The organism is Rahnella sp. GSA61A (assembly GCF_019969905.1).
GTDB lineage: Bacteria > Pseudomonadota > Gammaproteobacteria > Enterobacterales > Enterobacteriaceae > Rahnella > Rahnella aceris.
Map to the genome: position 1 here is coordinate 50,480 of NZ_JAHXYO010000020.1, position 17,367 is coordinate 67,846.

Sequence of the window (17,367 nt, forward strand, 5' to 3'; positions counted from 1 at the left end):
GACAATGTCATCTTAAGTCAAATGCAGACCTTCAATCGCCTTTACTCCTGTGGGTAAAGGCGATTTTTTTGCCTGATATCTTCAGACATTGGAATATTTATCCTGTTGTTTTTAAGAATAAACGCAGCCCCTCTGCCGCTATAGACCCGGTAAAACCCTCACTTACTCTGCCCAAAAACCAATACCCCCTATGTCACGCTAATGACCATTTTGACGATAAGATTGGCGCTTGACCCTAGATATCGCAATCGTCATATTCAAAATATGAATAATTCCTTTACCCTCGCCGCAGCCGGGCGGGGGTTTGTTTTTATTGGGCACCACCGGAGAACAATTGTGAATAAAATCCCCTTGCTGATCATCGCGGCATTATCGGCCACCAGCGGGCTGGCACATGCGGAGACGACATTGCGTTTCGGTGTGGATCCGTCATTTCCACCTTTTGAATCAAAAGCGCCAGATGGCAAGCTGGTCGGTTTTGATATCGATTTAGGTAACGCCATTTGTCAGCAGGCAAAAGTGAAATGTGAGTGGGTCGAAACCGCCTATGACGGCATTATCCCGGCGCTGAATGCTAAAAAGTTTGATGCGGTACTTTCTGCAATGTCCATGACACCAAAACGTAAAACGCAGGTCACTTTCTCCGACATGCTTTACCACGTGCCAAGTGTGCTGATCGCGAAGAAAGGGAGCGGCCTGCAACCCACAGCCGATTCACTGAAAGGAAAAACGGTGGGTGTTGCTCAGGGCACTACGCAGGAAGCCTACGCCCAGGGCGAATGGCAGAAAAAAGGCGTGGATGTGGTTTCCTATCAGAATCAGGATTTCGTGAATCAGGATCTGGCATCAGGTCGCATAGACGTGACGCTGACCAATGCCGCCGCCGCAGAAACGGGCTTCCTGAAAACCCCTGAAGGCACAGGTTATGCCTTCGCCGGGGAGCCATTAAACGACACCCGTTATTTGGGTGAAGGCACGGCCATCGGACTGCGTAAGGATGATCAGGCACATCTGACACTGATCAATAATGCACTGGCAGAAATACACAAAAACGGCACTTATAAGACGCTGGAAAAGAAATACTTCACCTTTGAAGTTTATAACAAAAAATCCTGATTACTTTTCCGTCGCCGCAGGGATCTTGCTCTGCGGCCTTTTTTGAATACCGCTTCCACTTATCAATAGCTGTTACTGAAACAGATAAAAATTTTCTTGCGCGTCTGCGCAACCCTCTGTTCTGCCAGTATCTTTTAATCATCATCGGCCATAAAGTCAGCACAGGTTGAAGCCAGAAACCGGATAAAGATTAAACAACAATAATCTCTGTCGATGTTTGTTGGAGCGCCTGCTGCACATCATCGCTGATAGCGGAGTCAGTAATGATGGTGTCGATTTTTTCCATAGGCAGCACCAGGTTATATCCGCGTCGGCCAAATTTAGTGGAATCAGTCACCACGACAACACGCTGAGCGGCATCAGCCATAATACCGCTGATACTATAGCCTTCATTAAATGTGGTGATCCCTGTGGCCGCGTCGAGGCCATCAGCGCCGACAAACATGAGGTTAGCGACGATGCCCTGCAACGCATATTCCGTGATGTTGCCATGTAGCGAGCGCGTTTTGTGGCGTAGTGTTCCGCCGCAAACGACCAGAGTGATATCCGGGTTTTCTGATAATACAAACGCAGCCGGTAAGTTGTTAGTAATGACAGTGATATCACCCGCTTTCACTAACTCCTCAGCCAGCAGCATGGTCGTGCTGCCACTGTCGAGGATCACGGTATCCCCCGGTTTAACCAACCCCGCGGCGGTCTGAGCAATGCGTTTTTTCGGGTCGCTGGCGTGAAGATAACGCTCTTCCAGAACCATTTCATCCAGTGGTTTTTCGTGACCAGGCGTTTCCTTTGCGATCCACTTTGCCGCCCCTCCGTGAAAACGACTGAGCGCACCTTTTTGTTCCAGCAAACTCAAGTCTGACCGAATTGTCACCTCTGAAACTTCGAAAGCAGTCGAAAGGTCAGTGACCAGAACACTGCCATTTTCATTCACTAAATCAATGATTTTATTGCGACGTTCATAAGTATTCATTATGAGTAATCCGAAAGGTCATATTCCTCACAGTGTAAACAAAAGGCACCTTAATGAGGAGTAAAAATTCCCTGCGCTGTGAAGCATAGCAACTCCGCATGTGCCTTTGCTGCATTCTCAGACGTTATCTTTTCAATCCCCGAGACGCCCCTAAAACGAAAGAAAACGAATGCAATAAACTTACGAAACATTTCGATCGCCATCACATAATGCAGAAAACGCTATTGTTTGCCTTTCGGAAAGGTATGATCCTCTTCGGAAATAAACGGAGGCATAAAATGAAAGACATTATTGCTAAACACAAGACAGGCGAAAGGATCGGGATCTGCTCAGTATGCTCTGCGCACCCGCTGGTGATTGAAGCTGCATTACGGGAAGACTTACACACTGGCCGAAAAGTGCTCATCGAGGCAACCTCCAACCAGGTAAATCAGTTTGGCGGCTATACCGGCATGCTGCCAATTGATTTTCGGGATTTCGTTCTCGCCATTGCCGAGAAAATCGGATTTCCATTACAACGTCTGATCTTAGGGGGCGATCATCTGGGGCCAAACTGCTGGCAGCACGAAAACGCCGAAACAGCGATGGCAAAAGCACAAGAGCTTATCGCGCGTTATGTCGAAGCCGGATTCAGCAAAATTCATCTGGATGCATCCATGTCCTGTGCAGACGATCCTGTTCCTCTGGATCCTTTCGTCGTGGCTCAGCGCGCGGCGCGTTTATGTCAGGTCGCAGAAGAAGTGGCAACTGCACAGCAGAAAGCGTTGCTGACCTATGTCATCGGTACTGAAGTTCCGGTTCCAGGCGGTGAGTCATCGGCGATTCAGCACGTTCATGTCACTGAAGCCAAAGATGCAAAAGCGACTCTGGATATGCACCATCAGGCATTTCGTGAACTCGGGCTCAATGATGCCATAGATCGGATCGTCGCCATCGTGGTTCAGCCCGGCGTTGAATTCGATCACAGCCGCGTGATTCACTATCAGTCTGATCTTGCTCAGGATCTGTCAGCTTATATTGCGACTACACCGCTGGTTTATGAGGCACATTCCACCGATTACCAGACCCGTGATTCCTACCGCAACCTGGTGAAAGATCACTTCGCTATCCTGAAAGTGGGTCCCGCGCTGACTTTCGCTTTGCGGGAAGCCGTCTTTGCCCTGGCCAACATTGAACAGGTATTGATTGCGCCCGAATGCCGTAGCCAGATCCTCACGGTCATTGATGGCGTCATGCTGGATGAACCCGGTTACTGGAAAAAGTATTACAACCCAACATTCAGCCTTTCGCTTATCGATCTGCATTTCAGCTTATCCGATCGAATTCGCTACTACTGGCCTCATACACGCATCAACCGGGCGATGGACGTTTTAATGGCCAACCTGCGTTCAACAGATATCCCGCTTGGTCTGCTGAGCCAATATCTTCCTGCTCAGTTTGAACGGGTGATGAACGGCGAACTCGCCAGCGACCCGCATGAACTTATCATCGATAAAATTCAGGACGTTTTACGCGCATATCACTTCGGCTGCACGCCGTTGCAAACGACATGCGAAGGAGCCTGCCATGCATAATTGCGAAATCTTCGTCAAAACAGGTATCAGCTTTGCGGATTATCACGAAGCACTCATGCATATCGGTGAGCGCATGGTGCAGGAGGGCGTGGTGGAATCGACGTATCCGCAGGCGCTGGTCAATCGCGAGGCTGAATATCCCACCGGCATTCAGCTTGAACACCACGCCGTCGCCATTCCTCATTGCGAAGCCACCCATGCCCGCAGCCCGGCCATTTATCTGATCAGGCCAGATACAGCGGTGGAATTCTTTCAGGCTGATGATGAGGGAACGATTCCCGCGACACTCATTATTGCCCTGATTGTCACTCATCCTTCTGAACAGCTGATGTTGTTACGTCAGTTATTCAGCCAGCTACAGGATCCTGTTTTTTTCGAAAGCTTACTGACAGCGCCTGAAGAACAGTTATCCGCGCTTTTTGAACGGCACATTTTTATCCCGGCACCTGAGAAACGATCCGCCGTTTGTACCTGAAAATGTTCTCAGCAATAAACCCGACGTCTTACCTAAAAAAATAATATTTAAAACAATCTGTTAAGGAGCCTTACCGTGAAGCGAAAAATTATAGTCGCCTGTGGCGGAGCCGTTGCTACCTCTACGCTGGCAGCGGAGGAAATCAAAGAATTGTGTGAGGCGCATGGCATACATGTGGATCTCGTTCAGTGCCGGGTAACGGAAATCGAAACCTATATGGACGGTGCCCATCTGATTTGTACCACCGCCAAAGTTGACCGGACATTTGGCAACATTCCGGTGGTGCACGGCATGCCGTTTATCTCCGGCGTGGGTATGGATACGTTACGTCAGCAAATACTGACCCTGTTACAGGAGTAAGTCATGTTTACCGACATCATGCGCTACATCCTCGATCTCGGCCCGACAGTCATGCTGCCTGGGGTGATCATCGTTTTCTCTCTGATATTAGGGATGAAACTGGGGGATTCATTTAAATCTGCGATTCATATTGGTATTGGCTTTGTCGGGATCGGTCTGGTCATTGGCCTGATGCTCGACTCCATCGGCCCTGCGGCAAAAGCCATGGCAGAGCATTTCGAAATTAACCTGCAGGTCGTCGATATTGGCTGGCCGGGTTCGTCGCCAATGACCTGGGCATCACAAATCGCGCTGGTCGCTATTCCGATTGCGATCGGAGTGAACATCGTCATGTTGCTGACGCGTATGACACGTGTCGTCAATGTGGATATCTGGAATATCTGGCACATGACTTTCACCGGTGCCATGTTGCACCTCGCCACCGGTTCTTACTGGCTGGGGATCATGGGGGTCGTTTTGCATGCGGCATTCATCTACAAGCTGGGCGACTGGTTTGCAAAGGATACGCGTGACTTCTTTAATCTGGACGGTATTGCCATCCCCCATGGTTCCTCGGCGTATCTCGGCCCGATTGCGGTACTGGTTGATACCCTCATTGAGAAGATCCCAGGGCTGAACAAAATTCACTTCAGCGCTGATGATGTGCAAAAGCGTTTCGGTCCGTTCGGTGAACCCGTCACCGTCGGTTTCGTGATGGGGCTGATTATTGGTTACCTCGCGGGATACGACGTCAAAGGCGTATTGCAGCTGGCCGTTAAAACCGCTGCGGTTATGCTTCTGATGCCACGAGTCATCAAACCGATAATGGACGGTTTAACGCCCATTGCCCGCCATGCCCGTACACGTCTGCAAGCCCGCTTTGGTGGACAGGAGTTCCTGATTGGTCTGGATCCGGCTTTATTACTCGGTCATACCGCCGTTGTTTCAGCCAGCCTGATTTTTATTCCTCTGACAATCCTTATCGCCGTGCTTGTCCCGGGAAATCAAGTCTTGCCATTTGGTGACCTCGCCACTATCGGCTTCTTCGTTGCCATTGCGGTGGCCGTGCATCAGGGCAACCTGTTCCGCACGCTGATTTCGGGTTGCATCATCATGAGCATCACACTGTGGATAGCGACGCAGACCATTGATTTACATACCCAACTGGCTGCAAATGCGGGTGCACTCACGGCTGGAGGAAGAGTAGCTTCAATGGATCAGGGCGGCTCGCCGATCACGTATTTACTCATCCAACTTTGCACGCTCAAAAACATCACCGGACTCACCATCATCGGCGTTATTTACGCCATCGGTGTATTCCTGACATGGCGTCGCGCCCGTCAATTCACACAAACAGAAAAGCGGGCAGCCGCTTCACTGGCTAACTCTTAACTTTTCATCCCGGCGGGGGGAAATCCCCCGCTTAAGGAATCTGACTATGAAATCAGTTGTTGTACATGCTGACAGCAGGATAACTATTGAAGAGCAACCGGCTCCCACGCTGAGTGCACCCGATGAGGTTCTGGTTCGCATTGCCTACTCCGGGCTTTGCGGATCCGATATCCCGCGTATTTTCGCCAGCAGTTCACATTTTTATCCCATCACATTAGGCCACGAATTCAGTGGTCACGTCGTTAGCACCGGAGAAGAAGTCAGCGATTTATATGAGGGGGATGCCGTGGCCTGCGTACCTTTATTGCCATGCTTTCAGTGCGAAGAGTGCCGCAAAACAGCGTATTCCCAATGTAAGCATTATCAATTTATTGGCTCCCGACGGAGTGGCGGCCATGCTGAATTTATCGTGGTTTCGCGTAAAAACTTATTTAAATTGCCGGAGAATTTTTCACTTCTGCAAGGCGCTTTTTTGGAACCGCTCACCGTTGGCTTGCATGCCCTGAAGCTGGCAGGAGGCTGTGAGGGTAAAGAAGTGATAGTCATTGGAGCCGGCACCATCGGGCAGTTGCTTATTCAGGCAGCCAGCGCCCTGGGGGCTAAATCGGTGACAGCGATCGATATCAATCCGCAGCGCCTTTCCCTGGCGCAGGAAACAGGTGCCAGCCACGTTTATAACAGCGCAATATGCAACGCCGATGAAATCCGCCAGCAAACTCATGAACGGCGCTTTAATCAGTTGATTATTGAAACAGCAGGCACAGCGCAAACCGTGGCCTTGTCTCTCAATATCGCAGGCCCCAAAGCGCAAATCGCGCTGGTCGGCACCTTACACAAAGACCTGACTTTAGACGTCACTACTTTCGGCCATATCCTGCGCAAAGAGCTGACCTTGCTCGGCAGTTGGATGAACTATTCCTCTCCGTGGCCGGGCAGTGAGTGGCGACTTGCCATACAGCTTTTTGCTGAGAATAAACTAAACCTGGCCCCCCTGATCGCCAGTGTTGCCCGTCCCGCAGAGTTTGTCAGGGACGTCACGGCACTGGCTGGCAAGCCGATGACGGGAAAGATTTTGCTGGATATGACGGGAGGCTAAGAAAATGTATCTGATTTCAAACAGGGAAATGCTGCTCGCAGCTCAGCGCGGAGGTTACGCCGTCCCGGCTTTCAACGTTCACAACCTCGAGACGGTACAAGTCGTGGCAGAAACAGCGGCAGCCATGAGTTCTCCGGTGATCCTTGCCGGAACGCCGGGGACATTCAGTTATGCAGGTACAGACTACCTGATCTCGATATGCCATGAGGCTGCGCGGAAGTATCGCATTCCACTGGCGCTGCATCTGGACCACCATGAAGATCAGGGCGATATCGAAAACAAAGTCCGGTCGGGGATCCGCTCCGTAATGATTGATGCTTCACATTTCCCGCTGGCAGAAAACATCCAACACGTGTGTGAAACTGTACGGTTGTGTCATGCCTTTGATGCCAGTGTCGAAGCAGAACTCGGCCGTCTTGGCGGGCAGGAAGACGATCTGGTGGTAGACGAAAGCGACAGTTTTTTCACCGATCCCGTTGTGGCCAGGCACTTTGTTGAATCCACACGCATTGACTCGCTGGCCGTTGCGATTGGCTCCGCGCATGGTCTGTATCAGGGCGAACCGAAACTGGACTTCTGCCGCCTTGGGCAAATCCGTCAGCAGGTCGATGTCCCGCTGGTCCTGCATGGTGCGTCCGGTATTCCTGAAAGCATGATCCGTGAGGCAATAGAACTTGGGATTTGCAAAGTCAATATTGCGACCGAGCTGAAAATCGCATTTGCTGGCGCGGTAAAAGAGTATTTTGCACAACATCCGGATGCTAATGATCCCCGCAAATACATCGTGCCTGGAAAACTGGCGATGCAAAAAGTTGTTGAGGAAAAAATCAGGATCTGTGGTAGTGCCGGATGCTTATAACTGGCCTGTATTAACGAAGCGGGCTAAGCGCCCGCTTTCCGGATTTTTATTAAAGCGCCGGTTGCAGGCGTCATTCCATTCTGATTTTATGGAAGTTCATTGAGAGTAAAATGGAAACGCTATGACCACCCTTAACCACTTCGGCCAACCCATTGGTGATGCCCTTCCCGACTGGCAACCCCGCGAACGACCTTCTCATGTTCAGCTTGACGGCCTCTGGTGTCGTCTGGAGCCTCTGAACGCTGAACGCCATAGTCAGGATCTCTTCAGGGCCTGGCACAGCATTGATGATAATCGCGACTGGACATATCTCTCCGTCGATCGTCCTGCGACCCAGGCTGATTGCGATCTGTTTATTTCTCAACAGGCCAGAAGTGAGGATCCCTTGTTCTTTGCGGTTGTCGATATGCAGACACAACGCGCAGTCGGCAGTGTTTCTCTGATGCGCATTGATGCGGTGAATGGCGTTGCCGAAATTGGCTGGGTGAACTGGTCTCCGCTGATGAAACGCACGCGTTTTGGCACTGAAGCAATTTATCTGCTGCAACGCTATCTGTTCGATACGCTGAAATATCGCCGCTGCGAATGGAAATGCCACAGCCTGAATGAGCCATCAAAACTGGCCGCACAGCGTTTTGGTTTCCACTATGAAGGTATGTTCCGTCAGGCCATCATCAATAAAGGCCACAACCGTGACACCTGCTGGTATTCCGTTCTCGACTATGAATGGCCAGCGTCGAAAGCCGCGTTTGAACGCTGGTTAAGCGCAGATAATTTCACGCCGGAAGGTCAGCAAAAACAACGGCTGGAAACACTGCGTGGGTGAATATTGCCTGCGCTATTCACTGACGCAGGCGGGGGTTTGACCGCCAGGGGAATTTACAGTGCAGTCAGCACGGTAATATCAGGCCACGCATAGATTATGTTAGGCGAGCGCCAGAGTGGCCCGGCATCGGTATATCGTCCGGCTTCGCGGCCACCTAAAGCCTGGTAAAAACGAATGGCCGGTTCGTTTCCTTCGACAACACCCAACCCTGCGCTGCGAAAACCTTCAGCGGAAAGATGCTTTGCGGCTTTGGCGATCAACAGTCGGCCAATTCCCCGACGTTTAAATGCCGGAGAAACATACAGAAATTTGATTTCTGCCATGTCGCCAAATTCCGGGTTTGAGGAAGCCGAAGCCAGACAAAATCCGGCGAATGCTCCATCAGTTTCCGCAATAAAAATGCCCTGACCGTCAGCAGGATGTGCAAATTTATCCTGCCAGAACGCTTGCCGACGCGGTACATCGAGAGCCACAAAAGCCTCCGGAGGAGCAAGCTCACGATAAGTATCACGCCAGATGGCAACATGTAATTGAGCAAGAGCATCGATATCTTTGGGTTCAGCAATCCGTAAAGTGCAGGCTGGCACGGCATCCCTCGTTATAAAAAAGTTCATGAGATCATAAAGTCTGCTCAGTATAGTCAGCCCTTCTCTTCCCGCGCCAGCAAACTGCGTTTTCGTTCTACCCCCCAGCGGTAACCGGAGATATTGCCACCGGTTTTCACCACCCGATGGCAGGGGATGGCGACCGCCAGCAGGTTCGCGGCGCAGGCCCCGGCCACCGCGCGGACGGATTTCGGCGAGCCAATTTTGTTGGCGATCTCGGCATAGCTGGCTGTTGTTCCCGGCGGAATATCACGCAATGCCTGCCAGACACGCTGCTGGAAAGCCGTGCCGCGAATATCCAGCGGCAAATCCAGACCAATATCTGGCGCTTCCACAAAGCCGACGACCAGGGCAATACGCTGCTCGAAATCCGGATCACCGCCCAGTAATTCTGCCTGCGGAAAACTGTTTTGCAGTTCGTTAATCAGCTTTTCAGGGTCATCTCCCAGCAAAATGGCGCAGATCCCCCGCTGACTTTCGGCGACCAGTATATCGCCGAGAGAAGATTTACCGATGGCAAACCAGACGCGTACATCACGGCCGCCGGAGCGGAAATTTTGCGGCGTCATACCCAGTGTCGCCACGGAGGTTTCGTAAAACCGGCCATCAGAAGGATAGCCCGCCGCGTGGATCGCCTCGGTGACCGTCGCAGAATCTGCCAGTTTTTCACGTACCCGGCGTGCTCGCTGCGCCTGTTGGTACTCTTTAGGTGTCACGCCGGTTTGTGCTTTAAACAGGCGATGAAAATGATATGCACTGATGCCCACTTTGGCAGCCAGCTGATTCAGCGTCAGCATGTCGGCTGATTGTTCCAGCAACCGGCAGGCCTGAGCCACACGCTGAGCATGAAACTGCGCCAGTGAAATCAGCCCCTGACGGCAACGCTTGCAGGGACGGAATCCTGCCTGTTCTGCGGCTTCGGCATCATCAAAGTAAATAACATTTTCCGGATTAGGCTGCCGCGACGGACACGACGGTGCGCAGTAAATTCCGGTGGTTTTTACCGCATAAACAAATTTACCATCCGCATTCGCATCACAGTTGACGACCGCCTGCCAGCGAGGATCCTGGCTCTGCACACAGGCAATATTTCCCCATGCCTTATCTTTGATGACTTCTGTTTTACCTGACATTTTATGCCTCACGTTTGCGACTGGATAACTGCCAGCATAAATCGCCGTGAACACCCGCGCCCTCCGGCTCTTGCTTTCTCATTCAGCGCGGCGCCCTCAGCCTGCAACCGGTTTTAAGGGCGTTTCGAGGATCATCTGATAAAAAGCCAGATCCAGCCAGCGATCAAATTTGAAAGCCGCCTGTTTAATCGTGCCGGTATGACTGAATCCATTTTTTTCGTGCAGGGCAATACTGCCACTGTTAGCCGCATCAATGGCGCCAATCAGCGTATGCACGCCCCGTTCACGGGCAGCTTCCACCAGTGCGCTTAGCAGGATTTTTCCCAACCCTTTTCCACGATGATCTTTATGGATATAAATCGAATGCTCGACCGAATATTTATACGCAGGCCAGGCGCGGAACGTGCCATAACTGGCAAAACCCAGTAACGTCCCCTGCGCGTCTTCCAGCCCAATCACCGGAAAGTTATGGGTCAGTTTAGTGGCAAACCACGATGTCATGCTGTCGATATGGCGTGGCTTATAATCATAAAGCGCCGTAGATGTCAGAATCGCATCATTAAAGATATCCAAAATTGCGACAGCATGCTGGCGTTCAGTGCAGGTAATCATTTTCATCAGTCGTTCCCCGGTGGCTTCCGTTATGCGTTTAATTCCACTATAGTAGAATTATTTCCACAAAAGTAAACAACGGAACTTACCTCATGTCAATCGACCAATTGATCGCCACGCGCCTGCAGGCTTTGCGAAAATCTCAGGGTTTAAGCCTCGAACAACTGGCCAGCAGTTCGGGCGTCAGTAAGGCAATGATTTCGAAAATTGAGCGGCAGGACAGCAGCCCGAGCGCCAGTCTGTTAGGCCGCCTCGCGGCCAGTCTGGGCGTGTCGCTGGCGCAGTTGCTGTCAGAAGATAACGAGCAGCCTGCACCCTTGCGCCCGCTGGCGCAGCAGGAAGTCTGGCAGGATCCGGATATCGGTTATCTGCGCCGTCAGGTGACGGCGCATGAGGAAAACGGCGGCGCGGAACTGGTCGAAATTACGCTGCCAGCGGCGGCTCGCGTCAGTTATCCGGGCTGGAGCCATCAGGCCTATAAACAACGTTTATGGATGGTGGAGGGGTCGCTGACGATTGATTATGGTGATGAAAAATATGCGTTAACCGCGGGTGATGCGCTGACGTTCGGCGTTGATTTGCCCATCACATTCAGTAATCCCGGCACCAAGCCCTGCCGGTATCTGCTGGTCATGAGCGACAAATAGCCTCCACGCTGTCCAGCAGCGCCAGCGCACGGTCACGCTGACGGCGAAAGCGCGTTGCCATCATCAGCCACATTTCCGGCGAGGTATCTTCCCGCCGTGCAGCCAGTTCCTGAAAACCGGGGAACGCACCGCCGCGATAACTCAGATCGTAATGGAAGTCATCCACGGAGCTGTAACGCAGGCGATGTAAACCGGCGATCGCCTGTTTCAGTTGCCGCTGCCAGGTCTGCGGATCCGCCTGCCAGTTCGTGGTCAGTTCGCTCAAAACAGGCTGTAATTGTTGTAATTTTTCAGCCACGGTAAAGAGATCAAATTCAGGTGAAATTATGGCGGCGAGTTCTGCCAGCGATTGCTGCAAACCGTTCAGGTAAGCCAGCGGATCAAGCGGCAGCGCGGGTTGTGTCAGCAGGCCTTCCAGCCAGTGCGCGTGGATTTGCGTATCGCGCCAGAGAATATTCAGATCCACTTTATCGTAAGTGTCGTCTTGCGTGTGCCACCACCAGCCGCCGCCGCTGCCCGGCGACTGACTGTTTTTTTCCAGCGGGACTTCGCGAAAGGCAAAATGCAGTGGCAGACCGCACCCCCAGAATGACTGATCGCCGCCTTTGCCCAGGGGGGTAATGCGCTGCGCCGGTTCACCGGTCACGGCTTTCACCGCCGCATTTAAAAAGGTCTGTGATTCCGCACCACTGGCATTGAGCACAACATTCACCGCATCCTTACACCCCGGTGAATCGACGTTAATATGTGCCACGCAATGCTGTTTCAGTTGCTGGCGGTAGTTGTCAGCGTACCAGGCCGAGCCACCATAACGGGCGTTGGAATGGCCGGGCCACCAGATAATCCGCAGTCCGCGCAGCAACGTTTGTGGTTGCTGATGAATATGAATTGCCATCGCCAGACAAAGCGCATTACCGGTCGCGTTATCCGTGACGCCTTCGTGCCAGGAATCATAATGTGAAGAAAGGAGAACGAACTCCGGCGAACGGCCGGGAATTTCCACCACCGGCATGCTGCATTCAGCAACGTGAAAATTCAGTTCCGTGGCGATTTCCAGCGTCATCAGCGGGTGTTGCTGATACTGCGCCAGCAAACGCTGACCATCCTGATGATTAACGGAAATCACCGGCAAGCGCGGATAACGCAGAAAATCATCCGGTTCCGGCGTCCCCCAGACCGGCCCGACGGTTTCTTCATGCAGTGCGGTTTCAGCCGACCCCCAGATATGGATAAGTCCGGCGGCACCTGCAGCGCACAGGCGTTGCACGTAATCTTCAAAGCCCTGCCCCGCAATCACAATTTTGCCTTTTACGTCCTGCGCCCAACGTTGCCATTCAAGGTCGGTACGCGGCTGACAGGCACCGTCATCGTGATAACCCTGTGCTTCCACGCCCTGCGGAAAATGGGCCGAGAACGAACGGGTTTTGGCGTCGCACTGCCATTGCGGAAATTCAGGCAGCCGCAATCTTCCGGCCAGGGGATCGCTGAGATACAGCGGGCACTGCATCAGCCGCGCATCCAGTCCGTGATCCTGCAACACAGACACCATGTGCTGCGCCGCCCGTTGTGCATCATCGCAGCCGGAAAGCCGGTGCAACCCGGAAAACTCGCGCAACAGGTCATCCATCAGCGGTAACAAATGCTCACGAACAGGCGGGCGCAAACTCATGATTATTTAGCCTTTTCCTGATGAACGGATATATCCAGCGGACCGAAGTATTGCGTCTTAATCTTTTCCCAGGTGCCGTCGGCAATGATTTTCGCCAGCCCGTCATTGAGCAGTTTTTTGATATGGTCGTCGCCTTTACGCAGACCGTACGACGAACCGATACTGAACAGTTTGTCGTCGCGCACTTCCGGGCCGGTCAGGGTAAAATTCTTGCCTTCCGGTTTGTTGAGGAAACCAAAGGTCACCGCCACCGCCGGGCTGAGCGCGCCGTCTAAACGACCGGCCACCAGATCCTGATAAATGGTGTCCTGATCGGCATATGCCACCACATCCACCCCTTTCGGCTGCCAGAAAGTATTGGCATACATTTCCTGAATCGACCCCTGCTGAACTGCGATACGTTTGCCCTGCAACGATTCCGGCGTCGGCAACAGCGGACTGCCTTTTTGCACCACCAGTTTGGTCGGGATGTGATACACAAAATCGCTGAAGTCGATCACTTTACGACGTTTTTCGGTCGCACCCTGCGGCGAAATGAAATCCACTTTTTTGGCGATCAGCGAAGGAATTTCAGCGTCAAAGCTGCTGACCACATAGTCACATTTCACTTTCATCTCTTTGCAGATGGCATTGGTGACGTCAATTTCAAAGCCGGTCGGCGTGCCCGCCGCATCACGGAACTGGAATGGCGGATAACTTAAATCTGCGCCGACACGCAAAGTTTCGCCTTCGGCATGTGCCAGCGCACTGCCAAACGTCAGTGCCATAACGGCAGCCGCCAGTGTTTTTTTCATCATTATCCTGTCCTCTTACCCAAGGTTATTATTTTGATTGTTAAGTTAAAAATGAGACTTCCAGTTTAAAAACTCTTCCCGCACGGCCTGAAGTTTTGCGCCGTCCTGACACAAATCCACTGTCGTCATCGCCAGCGCTTTTGCCGCCTGCAACATGGCCTGCAAACCGGCCCCGGAACCGGCCGCTTTGGCAAATTCCGGTGTATGCGGCAGCACATCACCGATACGGATATACGGGTGGATCGCCGCTGTTATCTGACTGACATTGCCGATATCCGAAGAACCGATCCCGCCACTGAGCGGCGGCGGAACCACTTCCACACCCAGAATGTCCAGATTCTGTTTAAAGTATTCCGCCAGCGTCAGATTGTTATTGCGCTCGGCGTAGGTCAGCCCTTCTTCAACTTCCAGCCGCGCACCGGCCATCAGCGCCGCGCCTTGTGCCGCATCAAACACTTTTTGTTTAACAATGCTCAGCCCTCTGACCGTACTGGCCCGCATCAGGAACTTCGCCTCCGCATAAGCCGGAACAATATTGGTCGCGCTGCCGCCGTCGGAAATGATGCCGTGCACGCGCACATCGTCGGTGAACATTTGACGCAGGGCGTTAATGCCGTTGAAAGTGTGGATCACCGCATCGAGTGCGCTGATGCCGTTTTGGGGTGCCGACGCCGCATGCGCCGCTTTGCCATAGAACTTAAACACCGCATCGACACACGCCAGCCCGCCGCGCACCACCATGGTTTTGTCGCGCGGATGGAACATCATTACGGCGTCCACATGGTCGAAAATGCCTTTCTCGCTGAGAATAATTTTGCCGCCGCCCTCTTCTTCTGCCGGTGTGCCGATCACTTCCAGCTTGCCGGTCAGCAGATGCGATTGCTGTTTCAGCGCCAGCGCGGCCGTCACGGATGCCGTGCCAATCAGGTTATGTCCGCAGGCATGCCCCAGATCCTTCAGCGCATCGTATTCCGCCAGCAACGCGATCACCGGACCCGGCTTGCCACTGTCATAGGTTGCGCGAAACGCCGTCGCCAGGCCGCCAGGTTGTTCCTCAATCTCAAACCCCGCAGCGCGCAGTGGTGCAATCAGTGCCGCTGCGGATTCGACTTCCTCAAAGCTGAGTTCAGGGTTGGCATGAATATTCATCGCCAGCGCGCTGGCCTGCGCGGCGAGTGAATCCACAGCCGCAATAATCTGAGTTTTCTGTTCCCCGGCGTGATGAACTGATGTAGTGCAATTCGACATGTTTATTCCCTGCGATGGTGCAAAAAACCAAAAAATATTTTCGGATGAATAAAATCTGGCACTGCGATAAGTCGTCTCTGTGCCTTACAGAAATAGGGCTTTTGACGTTTTCGGTCAAATTGAGCCTTTTTATCTGTTGCGTCTTTTACGCAAAAATTATTTTATGACTAAGGGATTTTACTGGCGGCGGAAAACGATGAACGAGAAAGACTGGCTGATATTGCGGGCGGTATATCAGCATAAAAACATTACCCGGGCGGCAGAGCAGCTTTATACCTCGCAGCCCGCGCTCAGTTACCGTTTGCGCCAGATTGAACGCAAGCTGGCGATCCGTCTGTTTGAAGAAGGACAAAAAGGACTGGTCTTCAGCGCGCAGGGGGAATATCTCGCGCAACACGCGTTGACCGTGCTCAACGATTTACAGCAACTGAAACTCAATCTGCACAGTCTGGATCAGGAACAGCAGGGAGAGATTTCGCTGGGCGTGTCGAGCAACTATGCAGCGTACCGTCTGCCACCATTACTCAGCCAGTTCCGGCAGACGCATCCGGGGATCCGCGTGAATCTGATGAGTGGTTTTAGCGAGGAAATCATTCAGAAACTGTTGCGCGGGGAAATTGATATGGCGCTGGTCAAGGACGATTTTAACTGGAAGGAAGGCAAGCATCTGATTGAGGAAGATGACTACGTGCTGATCAACAGTCAGGATTTTGATTTCGCCCTGCTGCCGCACATGCCGCAGATAAAAATTCATCACGGCCCGCACGTGACACAACTGATTGAGCGCTGGTGGAATGCCAACTTTTCCCATGCGCCGACTATCACGATGGAAGTCGACAAACTGGAAGTGTGCATGGCGATGGTGGAACACGGGCTGGGTTACGCGATTGTCGCCACTTATTTACCGCTGCCGGAGCATTTTTACCGCCGCCCGATTAACGTGGACGGCGCGACGGTAAAAAACCGCACCTGGCTGCTGCACCGCCATAACCTGAACGCCACGCCGTACATGCAGGCATTTATTCATCTGTTACAGACGGCACAGCACGGGCTGACGCCCCGCTGATCAGAGATCTAACGTGCCGTCGATCAGCGTACAGGTATCGCCACCGATCCAGGGTTCGCCATCCACAAACGTGACCGTCACGCGGCCATCGCGCTGGAGTTTGGTGCCCTGCCGCACGCGGTAAGTTTGTGCCATCTGAGCGCCATCCGGGAAATTCGCCGCTTTCAGCACCCGGGCCAGACAGGCATTGGCGCTGCCGGTGACCGGATCTTCTTTCAGCACACCGTCCTCATCGATAATCGCCCGCACTTCATAATCCGCCGGGCCATTTTTATCGTGTAAACCATAGACCGCGATACCGTTAATCCCGAGTTGTTTTTGTAGCTGGCTGACTGCCGCGGCATCGGCGGTGATGTTCAGGCAATCCTGCGCACTTTCCATCCGTACGACCAGCCAGATGATGCCCATATCAACCGCAACCGGCATGACATCAGCCTGAATATTACCGCCGCGCAGCGCGGTTTCCAGCAAGGTGTGATGTTCAGCCGCCAGCGGTTTCATCTGCGCAGGCGGCGCGGAAAATGCCTGACCGCCATCTGCCAGTTGCTTCACCTGCACCAGCCCGACACCGCATTCCTGCACCAGATATCCCGCGTTTTTTGGCTTCAGCCCGCTTTGCAACAGCGCGTACGCCGTGCCCAGCGTCGGATGTCCGGCGAACGGCAGCTCTTTGTCGGTCGTAAAAATCCGCACACGGTAATCCGCTTCGGGTGAAACCGGTTTGAGCACAAACGCCGTTTCCGCCAGATTGGTCCAGCGGGCCATCGCAAACATTTCGGCATCCGTCAGTCCTTCCGAATCCAATATCACGGCCAATGCATTGCCTTTGAGTGGCTCAGCGGTGAACACATCAACTTGTTTAAAACGGCGCAGGCGGGTCATAGCAAATCCTTTTAAATCATTAAGAAAGAGAGGGCAAACTGACTGAGTTTAGGAATATTTC

At 52.7% G+C, this 17,367-nt stretch carries 18 protein-coding genes; 10 read left to right on the forward strand and 8 right to left on the reverse strand.

Translation table 11 applies throughout. The features are described 5' to 3' along the window. Positions 1-336 precede the first annotated feature (336 nt). Complete coding sequence (locus tag LC431_RS20980; protein WP_013576744.1) at positions 337-1,116, forward strand: ABC transporter substrate-binding protein; 780 nt, start codon at positions 337-339, stop codon at positions 1,114-1,116. A gap of 190 nt (positions 1,117-1,306) precedes the next feature. Here the strand turns inward: LC431_RS20980 and LC431_RS20985 are convergent, their stop codons facing one another. Continuing rightward, positions 1,307-2,089, reverse strand: coding sequence for a DeoR/GlpR family DNA-binding transcription regulator (locus LC431_RS20985; protein ID WP_013576745.1), 783 nt, complete (start codon positions 2,087-2,089; stop codon positions 1,307-1,309). Positions 2,090-2,367: 278 nt separating this feature from the next. Here LC431_RS20985 and gatZ point away from each other — a divergent pair, with 278 nt between their 5' ends. From gatZ to LC431_RS21020, 7 genes are all read left to right on the forward strand, one after another. Then, the gene (gatZ, locus tag LC431_RS20990) at positions 2,368-3,663 is read left to right on the forward strand and encodes a tagatose-bisphosphate aldolase subunit GatZ (RefSeq protein ID WP_119261916.1); all 1,296 of its coding nucleotides are present in this window, start codon (positions 2,368-2,370) and stop codon (positions 3,661-3,663) included. Next, positions 3,656-4,138: a PTS galactitol transporter subunit IIA gene (gene gatA / locus LC431_RS20995; RefSeq protein WP_013576747.1), complete on the forward strand. Its 483-nt coding sequence runs from the start codon at positions 3,656-3,658 to the stop codon at positions 4,136-4,138. The genes gatZ and gatA overlap by 8 nt, the downstream gene beginning before the upstream one ends. Before the next feature lie 75 nt (positions 4,139-4,213). After that, entirely contained in the window at positions 4,214-4,498 is a 285-nt protein-coding gene (gatB, locus tag LC431_RS21000) for a PTS galactitol transporter subunit IIB (RefSeq protein ID WP_013576748.1), read from the forward strand. Positions 4,499-4,501: 3 nt separating this feature from the next. After that, a complete protein-coding gene (locus tag LC431_RS21005; RefSeq protein ID WP_112197008.1) occupies positions 4,502-5,869 on the forward strand; it encodes a galactitol-specific PTS transporter subunit IIC in 1,368 nt (455 codons plus the stop codon). 46 nt (positions 5,870-5,915) lie between these two features. Further along, positions 5,916-6,965 (forward strand): alcohol dehydrogenase catalytic domain-containing protein, encoded by a 1,050-nt coding sequence (locus LC431_RS21010; RefSeq protein WP_013576750.1) that lies wholly within the window; start codon positions 5,916-5,918, stop codon positions 6,963-6,965. A gap of 4 nt (positions 6,966-6,969) precedes the next feature. Continuing rightward, the gene (locus tag LC431_RS21015) at positions 6,970-7,824 is read left to right on the forward strand and encodes a tagatose bisphosphate family class II aldolase (RefSeq protein ID WP_119261918.1); all 855 of its coding nucleotides are present in this window, start codon (positions 6,970-6,972) and stop codon (positions 7,822-7,824) included. Between the two features lie 121 nt (positions 7,825-7,945). Then, entirely contained in the window at positions 7,946-8,650 is a 705-nt protein-coding gene (locus tag LC431_RS21020; protein WP_112150852.1) for a GNAT family N-acetyltransferase, read from the forward strand. A 53-nt stretch (positions 8,651-8,703) separates the two neighbouring features. Here the strand turns inward: LC431_RS21020 and LC431_RS21025 are convergent, their stop codons facing one another. From LC431_RS21025 to LC431_RS21035, 3 genes are all read right to left on the reverse strand, one after another. Next, a complete protein-coding gene (locus tag LC431_RS21025; protein WP_013576753.1) occupies positions 8,704-9,237 on the reverse strand; it encodes a GNAT family N-acetyltransferase in 534 nt (177 codons plus the stop codon). A gap of 53 nt (positions 9,238-9,290) precedes the next feature. Further along, the gene (gene ada, locus LC431_RS21030) at positions 9,291-10,388 is read right to left on the reverse strand and encodes a bifunctional DNA-binding transcriptional regulator/O6-methylguanine-DNA methyltransferase Ada (protein WP_223510302.1); all 1,098 of its coding nucleotides are present in this window, start codon (positions 10,386-10,388) and stop codon (positions 9,291-9,293) included. A 96-nt stretch (positions 10,389-10,484) separates the two neighbouring features. After that, positions 10,485-11,006, reverse strand: coding sequence for a GNAT family N-acetyltransferase (locus LC431_RS21035; protein ID WP_037036720.1), 522 nt, complete (start codon positions 11,004-11,006; stop codon positions 10,485-10,487). An 86-nt stretch (positions 11,007-11,092) separates the two neighbouring features. On the opposite strand from LC431_RS21035, the gene LC431_RS21040 reads away from it, so the two are divergent. Continuing rightward, positions 11,093-11,647 carry a helix-turn-helix domain-containing protein gene (locus LC431_RS21040; RefSeq protein WP_013576756.1) on the forward strand — a complete coding sequence of 185 codons (555 nt, stop codon included), beginning with the start codon at positions 11,093-11,095 and terminating at the stop codon, positions 11,645-11,647. On the opposite strand, the gene LC431_RS21045 is transcribed toward LC431_RS21040, so the two are convergent. Genes LC431_RS21045 through LC431_RS21055 form a run of 3 tightly spaced genes read right to left on the reverse strand, consistent with a single transcriptional unit; the run spans position 11,631 to position 15,358 of the window. Further along, on the reverse strand, positions 11,631-13,316 hold the full coding sequence (locus LC431_RS21045) for a M28 family peptidase (protein WP_223510303.1): 1,686 nt from the start codon (positions 13,314-13,316) through the stop codon (positions 11,631-11,633). The genes LC431_RS21040 and LC431_RS21045 overlap by 17 nt on opposite strands. A 2-nt stretch (positions 13,317-13,318) precedes the next feature. Further along, on the reverse strand, positions 13,319-14,113 hold the full coding sequence (locus tag LC431_RS21050; protein WP_013576758.1) for a transporter substrate-binding domain-containing protein: 795 nt from the start codon (positions 14,111-14,113) through the stop codon (positions 13,319-13,321). Positions 14,114-14,155: 42 nt separating this feature from the next. After that, on the reverse strand, positions 14,156-15,358 hold the full coding sequence (locus LC431_RS21055; protein ID WP_153376499.1) for a M20 family metallopeptidase: 1,203 nt from the start codon (positions 15,356-15,358) through the stop codon (positions 14,156-14,158). Between the two features lie 196 nt (positions 15,359-15,554). On the opposite strand from LC431_RS21055, the gene LC431_RS21060 reads away from it, so the two are divergent. Beyond that, positions 15,555-16,424 carry a LysR family transcriptional regulator gene (locus LC431_RS21060; protein WP_126125097.1) on the forward strand — a complete coding sequence of 290 codons (870 nt, stop codon included), beginning with the start codon at positions 15,555-15,557 and terminating at the stop codon, positions 16,422-16,424. On the opposite strand, the gene LC431_RS21065 is transcribed toward LC431_RS21060, so the two are convergent. Next, positions 16,425-17,306 (reverse strand): PhzF family phenazine biosynthesis protein, encoded by an 882-nt coding sequence (locus tag LC431_RS21065; protein WP_037036707.1) that lies wholly within the window; start codon positions 17,304-17,306, stop codon positions 16,425-16,427. Between the last annotated feature and the right edge of the window lie 61 nt (positions 17,307-17,367).